Annotated in this window: 18 protein-coding genes and 5 tRNA genes; 13 read left to right on the top strand and 10 right to left on the bottom strand. The window is 67.5% G+C overall.

Annotated features, from left to right (window positions below; genetic code table 11):
* Positions 1-5 precede the first annotated feature (5 nt).
* From AB0H61_RS04470 to AB0H61_RS04450, 5 genes are all read left to right on the top strand, one after another.
* Positions 6-458, top strand: coding sequence for a flavodoxin family protein (locus AB0H61_RS04470; RefSeq protein WP_357299076.1), 453 nt, complete (start codon positions 6-8; stop codon positions 456-458).
* A 193-nt stretch (positions 459-651) separates the two neighbouring features.
* Complete coding sequence (locus tag AB0H61_RS04465; RefSeq protein ID WP_357299879.1) at positions 652-1,344, top strand: response regulator transcription factor; 693 nt, start codon at positions 652-654, stop codon at positions 1,342-1,344.
* Positions 1,308-2,630, top strand: a complete 1,323-nt coding sequence (locus tag AB0H61_RS04460; RefSeq protein WP_357299074.1) for an ATP-binding protein — start codon at positions 1,308-1,310, stop codon at positions 2,628-2,630. The genes AB0H61_RS04465 and AB0H61_RS04460 overlap by 37 nt, the downstream gene beginning before the upstream one ends.
* Positions 2,623-3,642 (top strand): hypothetical protein, encoded by a 1,020-nt coding sequence (locus AB0H61_RS04455; RefSeq protein ID WP_357299072.1) that lies wholly within the window; start codon positions 2,623-2,625, stop codon positions 3,640-3,642. The genes AB0H61_RS04460 and AB0H61_RS04455 overlap by 8 nt, the downstream gene beginning before the upstream one ends.
* Before the next feature lie 130 nt (positions 3,643-3,772).
* Positions 3,773-4,963 carry a crosslink repair DNA glycosylase YcaQ family protein gene (locus AB0H61_RS04450; RefSeq protein ID WP_357299876.1) on the top strand — a complete coding sequence of 397 codons (1,191 nt, stop codon included), beginning with the start codon at positions 3,773-3,775 and terminating at the stop codon, positions 4,961-4,963.
* Positions 4,964-4,986: 23 nt separating this feature from the next.
* Here AB0H61_RS04450 and AB0H61_RS04445 read toward each other — a convergent pair whose 3' ends face one another.
* Positions 4,987-5,430: a toxin-antitoxin system HicB family antitoxin gene (locus AB0H61_RS04445; RefSeq protein WP_357299070.1), complete on the bottom strand. Its 444-nt coding sequence runs from the start codon at positions 5,428-5,430 to the stop codon at positions 4,987-4,989.
* Between the two features lie 149 nt (positions 5,431-5,579).
* Here AB0H61_RS04445 and dapA point away from each other — a divergent pair, with 149 nt between their 5' ends.
* Positions 5,580-6,488, top strand: a complete 909-nt coding sequence (gene dapA / locus AB0H61_RS04440) for a 4-hydroxy-tetrahydrodipicolinate synthase (RefSeq protein WP_357299067.1) — start codon at positions 5,580-5,582, stop codon at positions 6,486-6,488.
* Entirely contained in the window at positions 6,485-8,521 is a 2,037-nt protein-coding gene (locus tag AB0H61_RS04435) for an RNase J family beta-CASP ribonuclease (protein ID WP_357299064.1), read from the top strand. The genes dapA and AB0H61_RS04435 overlap by 4 nt, the downstream gene beginning before the upstream one ends.
* Positions 8,522-8,583: 62 nt before the next feature.
* Here AB0H61_RS04435 and AB0H61_RS04430 read toward each other — a convergent pair whose 3' ends face one another.
* On the bottom strand, positions 8,584-9,141 hold the full coding sequence (locus AB0H61_RS04430; RefSeq protein ID WP_357299062.1) for a hypothetical protein: 558 nt from the start codon (positions 9,139-9,141) through the stop codon (positions 8,584-8,586).
* 58 nt (positions 9,142-9,199) lie between these two features.
* A complete protein-coding gene (locus AB0H61_RS04425; RefSeq protein WP_357299059.1) occupies positions 9,200-9,568 on the bottom strand; it encodes a DUF4189 domain-containing protein in 369 nt (122 codons plus the stop codon).
* 147 nt (positions 9,569-9,715) lie between these two features.
* On the opposite strand from AB0H61_RS04425, the gene AB0H61_RS04420 reads away from it, so the two are divergent.
* The 3 genes from AB0H61_RS04420 (at position 9,716) to AB0H61_RS04410 (ending at position 14,224) form a co-directional block, all read left to right on the top strand.
* Positions 9,716-10,339, top strand: a complete 624-nt coding sequence (locus tag AB0H61_RS04420) for a TIGR03085 family metal-binding protein (RefSeq protein ID WP_357299057.1) — start codon at positions 9,716-9,718, stop codon at positions 10,337-10,339.
* A gap of 238 nt (positions 10,340-10,577) precedes the next feature.
* Positions 10,578-13,178, top strand: coding sequence for a DNA translocase FtsK (locus tag AB0H61_RS04415; protein ID WP_357299055.1), 2,601 nt, complete (start codon positions 10,578-10,580; stop codon positions 13,176-13,178).
* A 422-nt stretch (positions 13,179-13,600) separates the two neighbouring features.
* Positions 13,601-14,224 carry an HNH endonuclease signature motif containing protein gene (locus AB0H61_RS04410; RefSeq protein WP_357299053.1) on the top strand — a complete coding sequence of 208 codons (624 nt, stop codon included), beginning with the start codon at positions 13,601-13,603 and terminating at the stop codon, positions 14,222-14,224.
* A gap of 90 nt (positions 14,225-14,314) precedes the next feature.
* On the opposite strand, the gene AB0H61_RS04405 is transcribed toward AB0H61_RS04410, so the two are convergent.
* The 5 genes from AB0H61_RS04405 to AB0H61_RS04385 form a co-directional block, all read right to left on the bottom strand.
* Positions 14,315-14,387: transfer RNA gene (locus tag AB0H61_RS04405), tRNA-Arg, on the bottom strand.
* Between the two features lie 25 nt (positions 14,388-14,412).
* Positions 14,413-14,486 (bottom strand) — tRNA-Leu (locus AB0H61_RS04400).
* A 10-nt stretch (positions 14,487-14,496) separates the two neighbouring features.
* Positions 14,497-14,569, bottom strand: a tRNA-Arg gene (locus tag AB0H61_RS04395).
* 15 nt (positions 14,570-14,584) lie between these two features.
* Positions 14,585-14,665, bottom strand: a tRNA-Tyr gene (locus AB0H61_RS04390).
* Between the two features lie 30 nt (positions 14,666-14,695).
* Positions 14,696-14,768, bottom strand: a tRNA-Trp gene (locus AB0H61_RS04385).
* A 455-nt stretch (positions 14,769-15,223) separates the two neighbouring features.
* Here AB0H61_RS04385 and AB0H61_RS04380 point away from each other — a divergent pair.
* The gene (locus AB0H61_RS04380) at positions 15,224-16,216 is read left to right on the top strand and encodes a TerC family protein (RefSeq protein WP_357299050.1); all 993 of its coding nucleotides are present in this window, start codon (positions 15,224-15,226) and stop codon (positions 16,214-16,216) included.
* 69 nt (positions 16,217-16,285) lie between these two features.
* Here AB0H61_RS04380 and AB0H61_RS04375 read toward each other — a convergent pair whose 3' ends face one another.
* Positions 16,286-16,570 (bottom strand): YciI family protein, encoded by a 285-nt coding sequence (locus AB0H61_RS04375; protein ID WP_357299048.1) that lies wholly within the window; start codon positions 16,568-16,570, stop codon positions 16,286-16,288.
* 18 nt (positions 16,571-16,588) lie between these two features.
* Positions 16,589-17,155: an amino-acid N-acetyltransferase gene (locus AB0H61_RS04370; RefSeq protein ID WP_357299045.1), complete on the bottom strand. Its 567-nt coding sequence runs from the start codon at positions 17,153-17,155 to the stop codon at positions 16,589-16,591.
* 419 nt (positions 17,156-17,574) lie between these two features.
* Between AB0H61_RS04370 and pgsA the strand changes: the two genes are divergently transcribed.
* A complete protein-coding gene (gene pgsA / locus AB0H61_RS04365) occupies positions 17,575-18,234 on the top strand; it encodes a CDP-diacylglycerol--glycerol-3-phosphate 3-phosphatidyltransferase (RefSeq protein WP_357299044.1) in 660 nt (219 codons plus the stop codon).
* Positions 18,231-18,719 (top strand): CinA family protein, encoded by a 489-nt coding sequence (locus AB0H61_RS04360; protein WP_357299041.1) that lies wholly within the window; start codon positions 18,231-18,233, stop codon positions 18,717-18,719. Before pgsA ends, AB0H61_RS04360 begins: the two co-directional genes overlap by 4 nt.
* The last annotated feature ends 97 nt before the right edge of the window (positions 18,720-18,816 follow it).

Here is an 18,816-nt window from a genome sequence, read left to right as displayed (position 1 = left end):
GCGATATGGCCCGGTTGCTGATCATTCATCACACGCCGTCGCCGCATATGCAGGCGATGTTCGAGGCGGTGGTATCCGGCGCGACCGATCCGGAGATCGAGGGTGTCGAGGTCGAGCGGCGGGCGGCGCTCGCGGTCACCGCGAGCGATGTGCTGGCCGCGGACGGCTATCTGCTCGGCACACCGGCCAACCTGGGCTATATGTCGGGTGCGCTGAAACACGCGTTCGACACGTTCTACTACCCGTGCCTGGATTCGACCAGGGGCCGCCCATATGGCCTCTACCTGCACGGCAATGAGGGCACCGAGGGCGCCGAACGCAGTGTGGTGAGCGCGACCACCGGGCTCGGCTGGGAGAAGATCGCCGCGCCGGTAATCGTCATGGGACCGCCGACCAAGGACGATATCGAGCGCTGCTGGGAACTCGGCGCCACGGTCGCGGCCTCGCTGATGTCCTGATACCGCCGTTTTGCCAAGTACGGTCCGGCCGTGCAAGGTGAGCGGGATGCGCCCGGAACGGCCGGGTGCGGTGCCGAAGACGTCCCCCGATTTTTGGTGTCTGACCGTTGACACCACGTGCCCGTCATACTTCGGGGGTCGTTATAACGGTGGGGATGTGGACCGAGTTGCTCGGGATGGGAGTGTCGTGGTGATGTGGGCCGATGGGGGCGAGAGCACACCGCGACGGATCGGGCTGGTCGAAGACCACGAATCCGTCGCGATCGGACTCGCCGCAATGCTGGCGCCGGAGCCGGATCTCGATCTGGTGCTGACCGCGGGAACCGTTCCGGAGCTGCTGGCCGCGGCGGAGCCTGTCTCGACGGCGCCGGATCTCGATCTGGTGGTGCTCGATCTGCGTCTCGCCGACGGCTCCTCGCCCGAGGACAATGTGCGGGCCCTGCGTGCACGCGGTATCGAGGTGCTGGTCTTCACTGGCGCCGACAACGCCTTCCTGGTGCGCGCCGCCGCCAGGGCCGGGGTGCTCGGCGTGGTGCGCAAATCCGAGGACGTCCCCACGGTGGTGGCGGCGGTGCGCCGCGCCGCCTCCGGCGAGCAGGTGGTCACCACCGACTGGGCCGCCGCCATCGACGGTGATCCGCAACTGTCCGACGTCGGCCTGAGCCCGCGCCAGGAGGAGGTGCTCACCCTCTACGCCTCCGGTGAGAAGGCCTCCCGGGTGGCGCGATTGACCGGGCTGTCGGAGCAGACCGTCAACGACTACCTCGGCCGCATCCGGCAGAAGTACGCCGATGCGGGCCGCCCCGCACCCACCAAGACCGACCTCTACAAGCGGGCCGTGGAGGACGGGTGGCTACCGGTTCCCGAGCGGTTTTCGCGCGGATGACCGCGTCCAGCATGCTGGACACCGCACCGACCGCGAGCGCCGCCTCGCTCGATTCGCTCCGGGTCGGACGCTGGCGCCGGGGTTTCACCGCGGTGTCCGAAGACGTCAAGGGTGAGGCCGCCTCCGATCGGATTCTGCGCAAACTGGGCCTGATCTTCGGGCTGGCCGGTGTGATCGCCGCGGTGGTCGAGCTGCCCGAAATGATCGATCAGAGCAGGTTCGCCCCGGTGGGATGGACGATCCTGGCGGCGACACTGGGGTTCGGATTGTTCCCGGTGCTCGCGATCGTCTCGATCGGGATGAGCAAGCGAACCATCCAGACCGTCGCGGCGGCGGCCGCGGTGAGTTATCTGGCCGCGATGGCGCTGATCCCGTTCGCCTACGCGCAGCCCACGACCGATGCGACCTCGGTGTGGTTGTACCGGGTCTTCGCACTCGGGGTGCTCGCGGCAGCGCTGGCCTGGCGTCCGCTGGTCGCGGTCGGCTACCTGGTGGTGGGCGGTGCCGTCGCGGCGGTCGCGAATCGCTATGTGGTGCCGCAGGGTTCGGGCTGGACCCTGGTCGGTGATTTCGCGCGAGCGGCGGGGTTGTGCGCGCTGTTCCTGTGGTGCGCCGTCTATGCGAGGGCCGCGGCGGCCCGGGTGGACCGGGAGTCGGCGATCGCCAGCAGCCGTGCGGCCACCGCGGCCGGGGCCACGGCCCGGGATCGCGAGCAGGCTCGTTTCGCCGCCCTCATCCACGACGCGGTGCTGTCCACGCTGCTGGACGCCTCCCGCGCGGGTACGGAGTCACCGGTGCTGCGCAGGCAGGCGGAACGCACCCTGACCCAACTCGACGAGGCCAGGGGTAGCGAGAGCGAACCGGATCGGCTGAACGCCCAATCGGCGATCGGCTTCCTGCGCGCGGCCGTGCACGAGGTGAATCCCGGCATCGGGTTCACCACCCGGCGCTGGGCCGGTTTCGACGATCTGCGGATGCCGGTGGACACGGCGGGCAGCATCGCCGCCGCGCTGACCGAGGCGGTGCGCAACAGTCTGCGCCACGCCACGGTGCCGGGCCGCCCCGTACAGCGAACTGTGACGGTCACCGTCAGCGCGGGCGGTATTCGAGTGGTTTTCCGTGACGACGGCGCGGGCTTCGACCTGAGCCGGGTATCCGCCGATCGGCTCGGTATTACGGTGAGCATCCTCGGCCGCATGCGTCAGCTGGCCGGCGGCGCCGGATTCGTGGAGTCGAACCCGGGGGAGGGCACCACGGTGACCTTGGTCTGGGGCAGCGATGGCTGATATCGATACCGAATTCGGCCTGCGCGATCTGCTCGGGCTGCGGGATCGGGCGGCGTGGCTGTTCCTGGTCATCCTCGAGGTGACGATCGTGCTCTACATGGTCCGCAACTTCGCGGGTACACCCCTTCCCGCGGCCGTGGCCGCCCTGGTGCTGCTGACGACGGCCGGGGTGCTGGTGCTGGTGATCCCGGTCGATCCACTGCCGTGGCCCGCGACGATCTTCGTGGCCGCCGTCGGTCCGGTGGCAACGGTGCTGACCACCCTCGATGTCGAACACGGCTGGGCCAAACCGGTATGGACCGCCTTCGCGTCCTCCTACGTCCTCGCGGTGCTGGTGCTGCGCGGCCGACTGGGCGCGGCCTGGCTGGGTGTCGCCGCGATCGCGATCGTGGTGGCGGTGGTCGGGCTGGCGGCGGGGCTGCGGATCGGGGTGATCGCCGGATCTATCGTTCCGGTCGCGACCGTCGCCGGGGTGTCGGTCTGCGCCGCCATCATGCGGCCCACCCAGCGCTCGCTGCGATCGCTGCGTGAGGAAGCCACCATGCGGGCCGCGGCCGAGGCGACGATGGCCGCGGAGAATGGTGAACGCGACCGGCAGCTGGCTCGGCTGGACAAGGTGGCGCGGCCGATCCTGGAACGTATCGCCGACGGCATCGAATTGACCGCCGCCGAGCGCGAGCAGTGCCGATTGCTGGAGGCCGAGCTGCGCGACGGGCTGCGCGCGCCGCAACTGGTCACCGACGAATTGAGCAGCGCGGCCCGCGGCGCCCGTTCGCGCGGGGTCGAGGTGGTGCTGCTCGACGACGGCGGCTTCGCCGGGGTGCCGCGCTGGGTGCGTCAGCAGGTGATCGACGTGGCGACCCGGGAACTGGACGCGGCGAACGCGGGTTCGGTGACCGTGCGGGTGCTGCCGATGGGCCGCCGGATCCTGGCGACGGTGCTCGCGAACGCACCGGAGGAGGACCGGCGCACCGAGATCGACGCGGCCGGCGCGGTCAGCATTACGACGTAGCGCCGCCGCTCGGCGAGTAGGCCTCTCGGGACCTGCCGACCGCACCGAAATCGAGCCCGTGGGACTTGTCGGAGTCTCGACGTAATGTTCCGGATGTGCAGAGCAGACGCACTAGAGGCGGGGAAGCATGATGGATGTGGCGGCCGCGCGCCGGACGGCCTTGGCGGCACAGGGATTCGGCAGACGCAAACCGGCCGCGAACAACCGGCGGTCCATACTTGATGTGCTCACCAGAACGCAAGTGCTGCAACTGGATTCGGTATCGGCCGTGGTGCGCGCGCATTATGCCCCGGTGTTCAGCCGGATCGGGGTCTACGACCGCGCCCTACTGGACGCGGCGGCGTGGAGCAATGGTGCGCGCCGCCCGCGCAGGCTGGTCGAATACTGGGCGCACGAGGCGGCGCTGCTCCCGGTGGAGGACTGGCCGCTGATGCGGTGGCGGATGCGTCGCTACGAACACGGCCGCTGGTCCGGCATGCGCAAGGTGGTGGAGCGCAACCCCACGCTCGGCAAGGACATTCTCGAGGTGATCACCGAATTCGGCCCGCTGACCGCCGGTGAGGTCGAGCGGCACCTGGAACTGGACAAGCCGCGGCCCAAAGGCACCTGGTGGAATCTCAGCGATACCAAGATGATCTGCGAACAGCTCTTCGCCGCGGGCGCCCTCTCGGTGGACAAGCGGGTCGGTTTCACCCGGCACTACGACCTGGTGGAGCGAGTGATCCCGCCCGAGGTGCTGGCTCGCGAGGTCGACGAGGCCGATGCCGTCCGGCAACTGACCCTCAACGCGGCGACCGCATTGGGGGTCGCGACCGAGACCGACCTGCGCGACTACTACCGGCTGCACCGTTCGCAGACCGAACCGGCGATCGCCGAGCTGGTGGACGCGGGTGAACTGGAACCGGTGCAGGTCGAGGGTTGGGACAAGACCGCCTATCTGCGCGCCGGCGCGACGACACCGCGCCGCATCGAGGGCGCGGCCCTGTTGTGCCCGTTCGATCCGCTGATCTTCTTCCGCCCCCGCACCGAGCGGATTTTCGACTTCCACTACCGCATCGAGATCTACACCCCGGAGCCCAAACGGGTACACGGCTATTACGTCTTCCCGTTCCTGCTCGGCGGCGAACTCGTCGGCCGGGTGGATCTGCGGGCCGAACGCGCCACCGGCCGGCTACAGGTTCCCGGTGCCTTCGCCGAACCCGGCTTCGGCACCCCGCGCACGGCCGCCGCACTGCGCGACGCGCTCCGTGAGATGGCCGACTGGCTCGAACTGGACGAGGTGGTCGTCGGCGCGAAGGGAGACCTCGCGCCGCTGCTCTGAGGCCCCATGAGGCCTCCGGCCGATCAGACGTCGCGTTTGGGTCCGTACCCGCGCATCTGGTCCTTCAGTGCGCCCGAGACCGCGTTGGACAGCCATGAATTCAGTGACACACCGTTCTGCGCGGCGGCCTCCTCGGCCTTGGCCTTCATCTGTTCGACCAGCCGCAGCGTGACCCGGCTGATGTCGCCGGTCATCTCCTCGAAGCTCATATGTTCCTCGCCGGTCGGGTTCTTGCGGACATCGACGGTCGCATCGGTGCCGTCCACCGACACGCGCACGGTCCGATCGCCGAGTGCGGCGCTGACCTCGGCGGCGAGGTCGGACAGCGCCGCGAGCAGGGCCAGCCGTGCCGAACTCTCCGTCGCCGCGGCGAGTGCGGCGGCCGTGGCCTGGGTTTTCTCATCCCCGAGCGCGGCGGCCGCGATCAGATCCTCGCGCAGCCGGGTGGTGTACTTGTTCAAGTCCATGACATCAGTGTGACGCCAAAAGTGATGTCATACAAGGCGTGGATTGATGTCATCCGGATGTCGAGTGGGAGGTGAATCACCCGGACCCGCAGGCCGATCGACGGTCAGGGTGTCGAGGGTGTTCCCTGGACCGGGTAGCCTTTCTGACCATGACGAACGGTGAATCGACCCCAACGGAGCTGCGTGCGTCCGGCACGGTAGGTGTCGCGATGGTGACCCCCTTCAGCGCCGACGGCAAGCTCGATGTCGATGCCGGGGTCGCGCTGGCGGCCCGCTTGGTCGATCGCGGCGTCGACCTGCTCGCGATTTCCGGGACCACCGGCGAATCGCCGACCACCACCGAATCGGAGAAGGCGGACCTGCTCCGCGCCGTCGTCGACGCCGTCGGCGACCGCGCCACCGTCATCGCGGGTGCCGGTACCTATGACACCGCGCACTCCATCGAACTCGCGCGCAACGCCCAGCGGGCGGGTGCGCACGGCCTGCTCGTGGTCACCCCGTACTACTCGCGCCCCACCCAGGACGGCCTGATCGCACACTTCACCGCGGTCGCGGACGCCACCGACCTGCCGGTGACGCTGTACGACATTCCACCGCGTTCGGTGGTCCCGATCGCGCCCGACACCATCCGGGTGCTCGCCGAGCACCCGCGCATCGTCGCGGTCAAGGACGCCAAGGGCGACCTGAACGCGGGCGCCGACCTCATCGCCAGTACCGGTCTGTCCTTCTACTCCGGCGACGACTGCCTGAACCTACCCTGGCTCTCCGTCGGCGCGGTCGGATTCATCAGCGTCATCGGGCATCTGGTTCCCGAACGGCTGCGTGAGCTCGTCGATGCCTACACCGCCGGTGATGTGGTGCGTGCCCGCGAGATCAATGCCAGCCTGATCCCGCTCAATGCCGCGATGGCCCGCCTCGGCGGCGTCGCGATGACCAAGGGCGGATTGAAGCTGCTCGGGGTGGAGGTGGGTGAGCCGCGTTTGCCACAGCTCATGCCGACGGCCGACCAACTCGAGCAGCTCGCCGCCGACCTGCGGATCGCGGGGGTGCTGGGATGAGCGAACCGCTAGCACGTCGTCCCCGCCGTAGCGCCAGTCGCGCCGCGGGCGCCCCGACCCCGGCCCCGCCGGTCGAGCCGCGCGCCGAAAAGGCCGCGGCGACGGCCCGATCCGAAGCGGTGCGCCAGGCGCCCGCCGTCGAGCAGCCCGCCGCTTCCACGCGGGCGAAGAAGTCGGCCGAGCCCGCCGCGGCGAAGCAGGAGCCGAAGAAGTCCGCGCCGAAGAAGTCGGCCGAGGCCAAGAAGTCCGCGCCGGACGCACCGCAGAACGGGCAGTCGCGCCGCTCGGGCCGCGGTCGTCAGCAGTCCGGTCGCGGACGCGCCGAGCAGGCCGCTCCGCAGCCGGTGGTCGCCGCGCAGGACCGGCTCGGCACTCCGCCGAAGCTCCCCAAGAACGGTCTGCGCGTCTTCGCGCTCGGCGGCATCGGCGAAATCGGCCGCAATATGACTGTTTTCGAGTACGACGGCAAGCTGCTCATCGTCGACTGCGGCGTGCTGTTCCCGGAGGACCAGCAGCCCGGCGTCGACCTGATCCTGCCCGACTTCCGGCCCATCGAGGACCGGATGGACGACATCGTCGCCATCGTGCTCACCCACGGCCACGAGGATCACATCGGCGCGGTCCCCTTCCTGCTGCGTATGCGTCCCGACATCCCGGTTATCGGCGCCAAATTCACCCTCGCGCTGGTCGCCGCGAAATGCCGCGAACACCGCCTGCATCCCAGATTGATGGAGGTGGTGGAGGGCGAGACCACCATTCACGGCGACTTCGAGTGCGAGTACTTCGCGGTCAACCACTCGATCCCAGATGCCATCGCCGTCGCCATCCGCACCCCCGCCGGCGTGGCGCTGCATACCGGCGATATCAAGCTGGACCAGCTGCCGCTGGACGGTCGCCTCACCGACCTGGCCGGATTCTCCCGCCTCGGCGACGAGGGCGTCGACCTGTTCCTGGTGGATTCGACCAATGCCGAGGTCCCCGGTTTCGTCACCCCGGAGCGCGAGATCGGCGGCGTGCTGGACACCGTCATCGGTAAGGCGCGCAACCGGGTCATCGTCGCGTCGTTCGCCAGCCACGTGCATCGCATCCAGCAGGTCGTCGATGTGGCCCAGAAGTACGGGCGCCGGGTGTGTTTCATCGGTCGCTCGATGGTTCGCAATATGCAGATCGCCCAGGATCTGGGATATCTGACGGTGCCCGACGGCGTCGTGGTCGACCTCGATGTCGCGGCCACCCTGCCCGGTAACAAGCTGGTGCTGATCTCCACCGGATCGCAGGGCGAGCCGCTGTCGGCGCTGTCGCGGATGGCGCGCGGCGACCACCGCCAGATCCATATCCGCCCCGACGATCTGGTGGTGCTGGCCTCCTCGCTCATCCCCGGCAATGAGAACTCGGTCTTCGCCGTGGTCAACGGCTTGTCCCGGCTCGGCGCCACGGTGATCACCCAGCAGAACGCGAAGGTGCACGTCTCCGGGCACGCGTCGGCGGGCGAGCTGCTGTACCTGTACAACGCGGTGCGGCCGACCAATGCCATGCCGGTGCACGGCGAATGGCGGCACCTGCGCGCCAATGCCGCGCTGGCCGTGGCCACCGGTGTGCCGGAGGATCGCGTGATGCTGGCCGAGGACGGTGTGGTGGTCGATCTGGTCGACGGCATCGCCTCGATCGTGGGCCGGGTCCCGGTGGGCCACGTCTACGTGGACGGCCTCTCGGTCGGCGATGTCGGCGAATCCACCCTCTCGGACCGGTTGGTGCTGGGCGAGGGCGGTTTCATCTCGATCACCGTCGCGATCGATGAGACCACCGGCAAGGCGGTGAGCACCCCCGAGGTGAGCGGTCGCGGATTCTCCGATGATCCGACCGCGCTCACCGAGGCCGCGGAACTGGTGGAGGCCGAGCTGTTGCGGCTCGCGGGCGAGGGCGTCACCGAGACGCATCGCATCGCCCAGGGCGTGCGCCGCGTGGTCGGCCGCTGGGTGGCCGACACCTACCGCCGCCGCCCGATGATCGTGCCGACCGTCATCGGGGTCTGAGCAACCGATCCGATAGCGCGAAAAGCGCCGGAAGCCATGGCCTCCGGCGCTTTTCGCGTCTGTCACTTGGCCTGGCAGGCCGCCGAATCGAGTTTCGCCGTGCGCACGATATTGCACGTGAACTGGTTCGACACCTTCCACTGGTCGTCCTGCGCGACGAACTCGATGAAGGCGTTCTCCACCGGCTTGCCGTCGATGGTGACGTTGGCGTCGGCCTTCAGCTTGCCGTCCTTGGGCTCCTGGACACCGGTGATCGCCACTTTCACCTTATTGCGCTTGGCCGCGTCGACGAGCTTGTCCACCAGCTGCGGATCGCGTTCGGCGTCCTGCACCCAGGCGACCTTCTCCTCGGCACCCACCGCCGGATCGAACGCGCGGTTGATGCGGGAGTTGAGCTCCTCGGCGGTCGGCTTCGGCAGGTTCGGCGGTGTGGTGGTCGGCGGCGCCTCGCCCTCGATCAGTCCCTCCTGGCTCTTACCCGACTCGAACATGCCCGCGGGCGAGCTCGAGGTGGCGGCGCCGGTGGAGGAGGTGCTGTCGTCGGAACTGCACGCACCGAGTGTAAGGGCCGAGGCGAGCGCGGTGATGGCGGTCGCGGCCCGCAGTGAACGTTGTTTCACGAAATTCCCCTGAATGAAGTGTGTCGCCGCACCGGATTCGGCGGCGTGGATGCCGGAATCAGCTCTGGTAGCCCGATGTGCAACGCCAGTTCACGACGTAACCGCCGAAGACCCGTGACAGCGCCGCGTCACGGGCGGCGGGGTAGCTGGAGCGTGACGCGCTGCTCCAGTGCGATGAGGACCGGGCGAGCACGCCGCAGCCATTGCGCCAGGAGATCGAGACCGAGCAGCCGGGCCCGCACGAATTGACGGCATGCATCTCGGCCGCGTTGTAGCTGCCGTAGTTGTTGCTGATGCTGTACCTGCCGTTGCTGCCTATGGCGATGGCGCCGTAGAAGCCGGATTGGGCCTGCGCGGCCGGTGCGGAGGTGGCCAGCGCGGCACCGGCCGCGGCGACCACGACGGCGGTGGTCAGGAATTTCTTCACGGAATCGAACGCCCCTTCTCGTTTGAACGGCCCGTGACCCGACGGACCACGTGACAACGTACATTTCCGTCAGCTGACATGCCAACCATTGGGCCACCGGCACATTCGGTGGTGCCGTGACCTCCGCCGATCCGATATGTTCGGCGGGTGAGCATGGCACAACGGGAACGCGGGGCACTGGTGGGCGCGATGTCCGCGGCGGGGCCGGACGCCCCCACGCTGTGCGGGACCTGGACGGTGCGGGATCTGGCGGCGCACCTGATCGTGCGCGAACGCCGGCTCGACGCCGCCCCCGGCATTCTGCTGAAACCGTTTGCGGGATACCTGGATTCGGTGCAGCGGAAGATCGCCGAAAAACCCTTCCCGGACCTGCTGGAGCTGGTCCGCACCGGCCCGCCATGGTGGTCGCCGCTGCGACCGGTCGACGCGGTCGCCAATCTGGGCGAAATGTTCGTCCATCACGAGGATGTGCGCCGGGCCGCCCCGGAATGGGAGCCGCGCCAACTCTCCGATGCCGACCAGGGGCGACTGTGGCCGCTGGTCCGGCGGATGGGACGCGCCGCCTACCGGAAGTCGCCGGTGACGCTGGCCCTGGAGACCCCGGACGGCCACCGCGCGGTGGTGCGGGAGCAGCCCGGCGACGCCGTCACGCTGATCGGCACACCGTCGGAGCTGCTGCTGCACGCCTTCGGCCGGGACGAGGTCCGGATCGAGACGCGGGGCGAGTCCGACGCGGTGCGAACGGTATTGGCGCTGGACCGGTCGGTCTGAGCTACGGCCGGATCAGCGCCCCGCGGATACGTCCGCCGAGATAGGCCAGGGGCCGCCCGCGTCCTCGCATCGCACCGCGATACGGCCGAATTCGTGGGCGACACGGCCTCTCGCCTAGTCCGGTGCGGTCCGCGGGATCCCTGCCGACCTGCATATCGGCACATTTTCCGGCTGTTGAGACGCACGATACCTGTGTTGCAGATGGTCTGATCGGTGCGTTTGGGGCTAGCCTGAGTCCATGGCAGGTAAGCCCCGCAGCACCACGACGTCCAGTGCGCGGGCGGGATCGGCGCGGGGGAGGACCACCACGGCTCGGTCGCGTTCGGCCACTCCGCGCCGACGGCCCGCTCCACGTGGACGCGGCACGCCGGCGGCGCGGCGTCCGGTACGTCGCGCGTCCGACACCGCCCCGCTCGCGGTGATCCGCCGCGGCATCAGCAGTGGCTGGACCATGATGGCACGCGGTGTCGGCGCGACCACCCGGACGCTGAGCCGGGCCGGCGAGATCGAGCACGGGCATCGGCGCGACGGCATCGGGCTGGCCCTGATCGCGCTCAGCGGCGTGATCGCGGCCGCGGTGTGGCTGTCGGCGGGCGGCCCGATCGGACACTGGGCCGACGAAGCCATCCGCGCGGTCTCCGGGTCCGCTTCGGCCGCACTGCCGTTCGTCGCGACCGGCATCGCCATCATTCTGATGCGCACCGAGCCCCACCCGGAGATCCGTCCGCGGCTGGTGCTGGGCGGACTGCTGGTCGGGCTGCCGATGCTGGGCATCTGGCATCTCGCCGCCGGTGCGCCGACCGATGCGCACGGCCGGTCCCGTGCCGCCGGTTTCGTCGGTTACGCGGTGGGCGGTCCGCTGTCGCACGGGCTCACCGCCTGGCTCGCCGTCCCGATCCTGTTGCTTACCATCGTCTTCGGCGTGCTGCTGCTCACCGGCACGACCGTCCGCGAGGTGCCGCACCGGCTGCGCGAGTACTTCGGCACCGCGAGCGGTGGCGACGAATACGGCGAATACGACGGCGAGCAGCTCGAATTCGATCCCGACAATTACGACGCCGACGGATTCCCCGTCAGCCGCGGTCGTGCCCGGCGGCGTGGCAGGACTCCCGCCGAGAATTACCCGCCCGACGAATTCGGCGATCCGAACGCGGTCACCGAGGTGCTCGGCGAGCCGCCGTTGCGCGACGCCAAGACCATCGCCACGGCGGTCGCGTTCGCGGCCGAGCAGGACGCGGCCTCGCCCCCGCCGAAACCGAAGAAGCGCGCGGCGCCGAAGGTCGCGGACCAGACGCCGCCGCCCCCGAAGGAACCCGAATTCGTCGCCGACCGGGTGATCGAGGGCGACTACACGCTGCCGCCGCTGACGCTGCTCACCGATGGCGATCCGCCCAAGAAACGCAGTGCCGCCAACGAATCGATGATCGAGGCGATCACCGAGGTGCTGGTGCAGTTCAAGATCGACGCCGCGGTCACCGGTTTCGTGCGCGGCCCGACGGTCACCCGATACGAGGTCGAGCTCGGTCCCGGCGTGAAGGTCGAGAAGATCACCGCGCTGGCCCGCAATATCGCCTACGCCGTCGCCACCGAGAATGTCCGGCTGCTGGCCCCGATTCCGGGTAAGTCGGCCGTCGGCATCGAGGTGCCCAACTCCGACCGCGAACTGGTCCGGCTGGCCGATGTGCTCAAGGCGCCGTCCACCCGAAATGACCACCACCCGTTGGTGATCGGACTCGGCAAGAACATCGAAGGCGAATTCGTCTCGGCGAATCTGGCCAAGATGCCGCACCTGCTGGTGGCCGGTTCCACCGGCTCCGGTAAGTCCAGCTTCGTCAACTCGATGCTGGTGTCGCTGCTCCAGCGGGCCACCCCGGAGGAGGTCAGGATGATCCTGATCGACCCCAAAATGGTGGAACTCACCCCCTACGAAGGCATTCCGCACCTGATCACGCCCATCATCACCCAGCCGAAGAAGGCCGCGGCCGCGCTGGCCTGGCTGGTCGAGGAGATGGAACAGCGCTACCAGGACATGCAGGCCAACAAGGTGCGCCATATCGACGACTTCAACAAGAAGGTGAAATCCGGGGCGATCACCGCGCCGCTGGGCAGTGAGCGGGTATACCGCCCTTACCCGTACATCCTGGCCATCGTCGACGAGCTCGCCGATCTCATGATGACGGCCCCGCGTGATGTCGAGGAGGCGATCGTCCGGATCACCCAGAAGGCCCGCGCCGCGGGCATTCACCTAGTGCTGGCGACCCAGCGACCGTCGGTCGATGTCGTCACCGGTCTGATCAAAACCAATGTCCCGTCCCGGTTGGCCTTTGCCACCTCGTCGCTGACCGACTCCCGGGTCATCCTGGATCAGCCCGGCGCGGAGAAGCTGATCGGCATGGGTGACGCGCTGTTCCTGCCCATGGGCGCGGGCAAACCCACCCGCTTGCAGGGCGCCTTCATCAGCGACGAAGAGATCCACGGCGTCGTCGAGTTCACCAAGAACCAGGCCGAACCCGAGTACCAGGAGGGTGTGACCGCCGCCAAGGCCGGCGAGAAGAAGGAGGTCGACCCCGATATCGGCGACGACCTCGACGTCTTCCTGCAAGCCGTGGAACTCGTCGTCACCTCGCAGTTCGGCTCCACCTCCATGCTGCAACGCAAACTTCGCGTCGGCTTCGCCAAGGCGGGCCGCCTGATGGATCTGATGGAGACCCGTGGCGTCGTCGGGCCCAGCGAGGGTTCCAAGGCTCGCGACGTCCTCATCAAGCCCGACGAGTTGGAGGGCCTGCTGTGGAGCATTCGCGGCGGTGACGCGCCGGAGGGCGACGCGGACGACGAATAGCCGGGTGATTCTCGGACACAACCGGTTCCGCGTGCGGTCCTGATCTCAGTCGCGTCGGGCCTGCACGGTGTAGCTGAGCGGAAGGCGTCGTTCCGGATATCCGGCGAGGCGCGGCTCGTCGGCCGTATCGGCGATCATCCGCCAGGGCAGCGCCTCCCACGGCACCCTGTCGTGTTCGACCAGATCGCGACTGTAATAACTATCCGGCTGGTGTAGTGGGCGGCGGTACTGCGGACTTCGAACTGTCTAAGGATGTCGCCACTACGATAATATTGCCATCATGCCGAGGCCGCGGAACAGCATGTTTGTGGGATCGCGAGAAGCTGCTGAATGCGGTAACTGGTAGTAGCAGCAAGCGGGAGGTGCTGGAACGTCTCGGACTGCGCCCAGCAGGAGGCAATTATGCCTCGTTGGACAGGGCAATGCGTGCGTTCTCCTTGGATCCTGACGCACTGTCCGATAGAGGTAGAGCTGTCATCCGCGAGCACGCTAGAGGGCTTTCTAGGAGCGTCCGCACACCCGACTGCGAATACTTCGCCATTGGTGTCACAGCGCGTAACAACGGCCGGACTCGTGAGCGTCTCATCAGATTGGGGCGCGAGTACACATGTGCGTTGTGCGGAATTGGGCCGGAGTGGCAAGGTGCTCCCCTCACGCTGCAAGTGGATCACGTCAATGGCCTACGAACTGACCACAGGTTGGAGAACCTGCGTTTTCTGTGCCCCAATTGCCACAGCCAGACGGAGACATTCTGCGGCAGAATAAACGGTCTAATAAGGTGTTTCACCTGCGGCGGCGCGGTCGCATCTACTCGCAAACGATGCCCTCATTGCAAAGGGCCAACCCAGGAGCGCTCGGCACCCGTCTTCCGGACTGACCGAGAGGTCATTGCATGGCCCGCAGACCACGAGCTGGTGGAACAGGTAAGGGCCGCTAGCGTCTTGGCCGTTTCGCGGAGGTTGGGGGTCTCAGATGTGGCAATACGAAAACGTCTACTCCGACGTGGGCTTGGCGCCGCTGCGGGGTTGGGCGCGCGTCCCAGGTAGTCAGCGTTCTGACCGTGGCAATCGGGGTACGAATCCTTGACGGTAGACACGGAAATCCGTCATGCCGCCAGCTACACCACACCCCATCAGCGCGCCCGGGAGGATTCGAACCTCCAACCTTCTGAGTCGTAGTCAGACACTCTGTCCGTTGAGCTACGAGCGCATCCCCGCGCCGCAGCGCGGGATCGTTCCCCCGGCGAGATTCGAACTCGCAACTACCGGCTCCTAGGGCCGACGCCTCTACCAGTTGGGCTACGAGGGAGTGTCTTTCGTACCCGTGGGTGGGATCGAACCACCGGCCTGCGTCGTCGGAGGACGCCGCTCTTTCCGCTGAGCTACACGGGTTGAATGAAATGTGTGTGGCAGCAGGAGGATTCGAACCTCCGGGGCTTGCGCGCCTGGGTTACAACCAGGTCCCTTCGTCCGCTCGGGCATACTGCCGTATCGGGTGTCGCTGTGAAGTTGTCGTCGCACGGATGGAGGGATTCGAACCCCCAACCGACCGCTTTGGAGACGGCCGCTCTTCCCATTGAGCTACATCCGCATGCGAGCTGTGTCGCAGAACAAGAAAAGGGTCACCCCTCGGCGATAGCCGTGGAGTGACCCCTGTCTCAGGTCTGCTCGATAATCGAGACCTCAGGGGCCGCTCCGGAAGCGCGCGAGGTGGTAGAGGCGCATGGCGGATAGCCGGGCACGGCTACGCCAGGCGCCATCGAGCGACTGCCGTCGCTGCTGGATGGTTCGCCCGGTCATTGTCCTGCCCTTTCGTTGCCGCCTTGTGTGGCGGTCGATTTCGTTGTCTTCGACGCTAACACCCGGATTCGGTACGCGAAACCTATTTCCTCGCAGAGGCGCAACGTTGTCCTCTACGGTTTGCCAGGGCGTCCCGTCGGACCGGCGGGTTGTGTGTGAAATCATTGCCAGCAACTGACCCGCTATGCCGAATGGAACGGACAAATCGGGCATGATGGCTGTCATGAGCTTCGATCGGACCACTACATGCAGGTAACCGCACTGATCTGGGTGATCACCATCCTGGTGATCCTGGGATTGTTCGTCTTCGACTTCTTCGCCCACGTGCGCACCCCACACGAGCCGACCTTCCGGGAATCGGGGTTCTGGTCCGCGGTCTACATCGGGATCGCACTGCTCTTCGGCGGTTTCGTCGCCTGGAAATGGGGTGGCACCTACGCCGGGGAGTACTACGCGGGCTTCGTTACCGAGAAGGCGCTCTCGGTGGACAACCTCTTCGTCTTCCTGATCATCATGACCACCTTCGCGGTGCCCCGGATCTACCAGCAGAAGGTGCTGCTCATCGGCATCGTGCTGGCGCTGGTGATGCGCGGCCTGTTCATCGCTGTCGGCGCCGCCGCGATCAGCGCGTTCAGCTGGGTCTTCTACCTGTTCGGCCTGTTCCTGATCTACACCGCGGCCAAACTGCTGCGCGAGAGCGGACATGAGGTCGAGCACGAACAGAAGCGCGACAGTCGCATCGTGACACTTGCCAAACGAGTGCTTCCGACCACAGAGGAATACGACGGCGACAAGCTGGTTACCACGATCGACGGCCGCCGAGTGGTGACTCCGCTGTTACTGGCTCTGCTCGCCATCGGTTTCGCCGATCTGCTGTTCGCGCTCGATTCCATCCCCGCCATCTACGGCCTCACCGAGCAGCCGTACCTGGTCTTCACCGCGAACGCCTTCGCCCTGATGGGTCTGCGTCAGCTGTACTTCCTCATCGGCGGTCTGCTGGATCGGCTCGTCTACCTCTCCTACGGATTGGCGGCCATCCTCGCCTTCATCGGTGTGAAGCTGGTATTGCACGCGCTGCACGAGAACACGCTGCCGTTCATCAACGGCGGCGAACACGTCGACGTGCCGGAAATCTCCACCGCGGTCTCGCTCGGCGTGATCTTCGGCATCCTGGTGATCGCGACCGTGGCCAGCCTGATCAAGACCCGCGGCACCGCGGACCGACCGACCGGGGTCTGAGCGCGGTATCCGGATCGGTGCACAGCCCTCGATCACGGCGATCGAGGGCTGTGCGGATCAGGGCCCGGTTCAGGGGGCGAAAGCGCCCATGACGGGCAGCCACTCGACCGTGCGTACCGCGTCGATGAGACCTTCCCGTGCGAAGGGGTCCTGCGTCAGCAGATCCTTCAGCGCGGTCTCGTCCTCGGCCCGGAAGAGGAGCAGGGCGCCGGAGCCGTCCGGATAGGGGCCGCTGCTGAGCAGCGTGCCCGCGTCGACCAGATCCAAGAGCCAGGCGCGATGATCCGGTCGGTGGGTATCGCGTCCCGCGACCGTGGCATCGGAGTAGGTGTAATGAACGGCGAAGATCGGCACGGCGGATCGCTTCCTGTCTCAGAGATTCAGCAACATTCGAGTATTGCCGAGGGTGTTCGGCTTCACATAACTCAGATCGAGGAATTCGGCCACACCGGTGTCGTAGGACCGGCACATCTCGGCGTACACCTCGGCGGTCACCGGGGTGCCGTCGATCTCGGCGAAACCGTGCCTACTGAAGAACTCCACCTCGAAGGTGAGCACGAACAGCCGTCGCAACTCCAGTTCCCTGGCCACCGCGATGAGCCGCTGCACGATGAGCTTGCCCACTCCGTGTCCCTTGACGTCCGGATGCACCGCGACCGTGCGCACCTCGCCGAGGTCGGCCCATAGGACATGCAGTGCGCCGCAGCCGACGACCCGGCCCTCCAAATCGGCCACCCAGAATTCCTGTACCGCCTCGTACAGCGTCACCAGGCTCTTCTCCAGCAGGATCCGACCGGCATAGACATCGACGAGGTGTTTGATATCGGGGATATCGGAGGTTCGCGCGCGTCGCACTACCGGTCCGACGGACTGCGCGGCGGGTGCCGCGCCCGGATGTGCGTCGCTGGTCGAACCACCCTGTGGTCCCCGAGAGGTCATGGGGTGCACAGTAGTCGGCCCGGTTACCGATAGTCTGATCGTGTGCCGCACATCCTGTCGTTCCGCTCACCGCATCGCGCCGTGCAGCGCGACCGGGCGCAACGGCGTAGCGAGGGAGCGGTTGGCACTGCGGTGTGCACGGTCGTGCCGGAGCCGGGCGCTTGCGGGGCGGGGGCGGCGTGGGAGCGTAGCGAGGGAGTAGTTGGCACTGCGGTGTGCACGGTCGTGCCGGAGCCGGGCGCTTGCGGGGCGGGGGCGGCGTGGGAGCGTAGCGAGGGAGTAGTTGGCACTGCGGTGTGCACGGTCGTGCCGGAGCCGGGCGCTTGCGGGGCGGGGGCGGCGTGGGAGCGTAGCGAGGGAGTAGTTGGCACTGCCGTGTGCACGGTCATGCCGGAGCCGAGCGCCAGCGAGGCGGAGGCATGAGCGTGCAACCAGAGGAAATCGATCGCCAGTGGCCTGACGCGGTTCCGGTGCGCTCGGGATTCACGCCGACCCAGGGTGAACCCGTCGCTGTACCGCTGATGAATATCGCGAATGTGCTCACCATGCTGCGCATCGCGATCGTGCCGCTGTTCGTGCTCGCGTTGTTCGCCGGCGGCGGCCACGACACCGGCTGGCGGATCGCCGCGGCCGCGCTGTTCGGGATCGCCGCCATCACCGATCGCTTCGATGGGCAACTGGCACGCAAATACGGCTTGGTCACCGATTTCGGCAAGCTCGCCGATCCCATCGCGGATAAGGCGCTGATCGGTTCGGCGCTGATCGGGCTCTCCCTGCTCGGCGACTTGGCGTGGTGGATCACGCTGGTGATCTGCGGCCGTGAGCTGGGTGTCACGCTGTTGCGGCTGGCGGTGGTGCGCCGAGGCGTCATCCCCGCCGGACGTGGCGGCAAATTGAAGACCCTGGTGCAGTCGCTGGCGATCGCGGCGCTGCTGCTGCCGCTGTCGGGTGGATTCGCCGCCGCGGGGATGGCGTTGATGTATCTGGCTGTCGTCCTGACGGTTGTCACCGGCCTGGACTACGTCGGGCAGGCGGCTCGGGTGTGGTTCGCGGGCGGTCCACGGGCACGCGGCAGATGACCGATCCGCTCACCGCGGCGGTACCCGCCGCCGAATTGGTACGCGCCCTCGTCGCCGCCGGGCAGACCGTGGCCACCGCGGAGTCGCTGACCGCCGGGCTGGTCGCCGCGACCATCGCGGGGGTTCCGGGTGCCAGCGCGGTGTTGCGCGGCGGATTGGTGGTCTACGCGACCGATCTCAAACACAGCCTGGCGGGTGTGAGCAACGAACTGCTGGAGACCGAGGGGCCGGTGGCGGCCAGTACCGCCGAACAGCTGTCCGTCGGGGCCCGGACCAGGTGCGGAACGGATTGGGGCATCGGCCTGACCGGTGTCGCCGGGCCGGATTCTCAGGACGGGCATCCGGTCGGCACGGTGTTCCTCGGGCTGTCCAGCCCGTGGCATACCGAAGTGATGCGGTTGCAACTGTCCGGCGAGCGGTGGACGATCAGACTCACCGCGACGCAGATCGCGGTGCGGGAACTGCTGCGGTGCGTCCAGGGCTGAACTCGCCGCTATCGAGTTTCGCCAGGACGGGAACCAACCGGCCGTCGTCCGACGTTGTGCCAGAAAGAACGGTGCGCGCCCGGCGATCGGCCGCCGC

The sequence above is a fragment of the Nocardia sp. NPDC050710 genome (assembly GCF_040654375.1).
In the GTDB taxonomy this organism is placed as follows: Bacteria; Actinomycetota; Actinomycetes; order Mycobacteriales; family Mycobacteriaceae; genus Nocardia.
This window is presented reverse-complemented; position numbering and strand designations above follow the sequence as displayed.

Coding starts and splice junctions, on each gene's coding strand:
- dapA (WP_357299067.1), top strand. CDS start 5,580: ATGACGAACGGTGAATCGACCCCAACGGAGCTGCGTGCGTCCGGCACG.
- AB0H61_RS04360 (WP_357299041.1), top strand. CDS start 18,231: ATGACCGATCCGCTCACCGCGGCGGTACCCGCCGCCGAATTGGTACGC.
- AB0H61_RS04470 (WP_357299076.1), top strand. CDS start 6: ATGGCCCGGTTGCTGATCATTCATCACACGCCGTCGCCGCATATGCAG.
- AB0H61_RS04455 (WP_357299072.1), top strand. CDS start 2,623: ATGGCTGATATCGATACCGAATTCGGCCTGCGCGATCTGCTCGGGCTG.
- AB0H61_RS04370 (WP_357299045.1), bottom strand. CDS start 17,155: ATGACCTCTCGGGGACCACAGGGTGGTTCGACCAGCGACGCACATCCG.
- AB0H61_RS04380 (WP_357299050.1), top strand. CDS start 15,224: ATGCAGGTAACCGCACTGATCTGGGTGATCACCATCCTGGTGATCCTG.
- AB0H61_RS04410 (WP_357299053.1), top strand. CDS start 13,601: ATGCGTGCGTTCTCCTTGGATCCTGACGCACTGTCCGATAGAGGTAGA.
- AB0H61_RS04415 (WP_357299055.1), top strand. CDS start 10,578: ATGGCAGGTAAGCCCCGCAGCACCACGACGTCCAGTGCGCGGGCGGGA.
- AB0H61_RS04450 (WP_357299876.1), top strand. CDS start 3,773: ATGGATGTGGCGGCCGCGCGCCGGACGGCCTTGGCGGCACAGGGATTC.
- AB0H61_RS04435 (WP_357299064.1), top strand. CDS start 6,485: ATGAGCGAACCGCTAGCACGTCGTCCCCGCCGTAGCGCCAGTCGCGCC.
- pgsA (WP_357299044.1), top strand. CDS start 17,575: ATGAGCGTGCAACCAGAGGAAATCGATCGCCAGTGGCCTGACGCGGTT.
- AB0H61_RS04445 (WP_357299070.1), bottom strand. CDS start 5,430: ATGGACTTGAACAAGTACACCACCCGGCTGCGCGAGGATCTGATCGCG.
- AB0H61_RS04465 (WP_357299879.1), top strand. CDS start 652: ATGTGGGCCGATGGGGGCGAGAGCACACCGCGACGGATCGGGCTGGTC.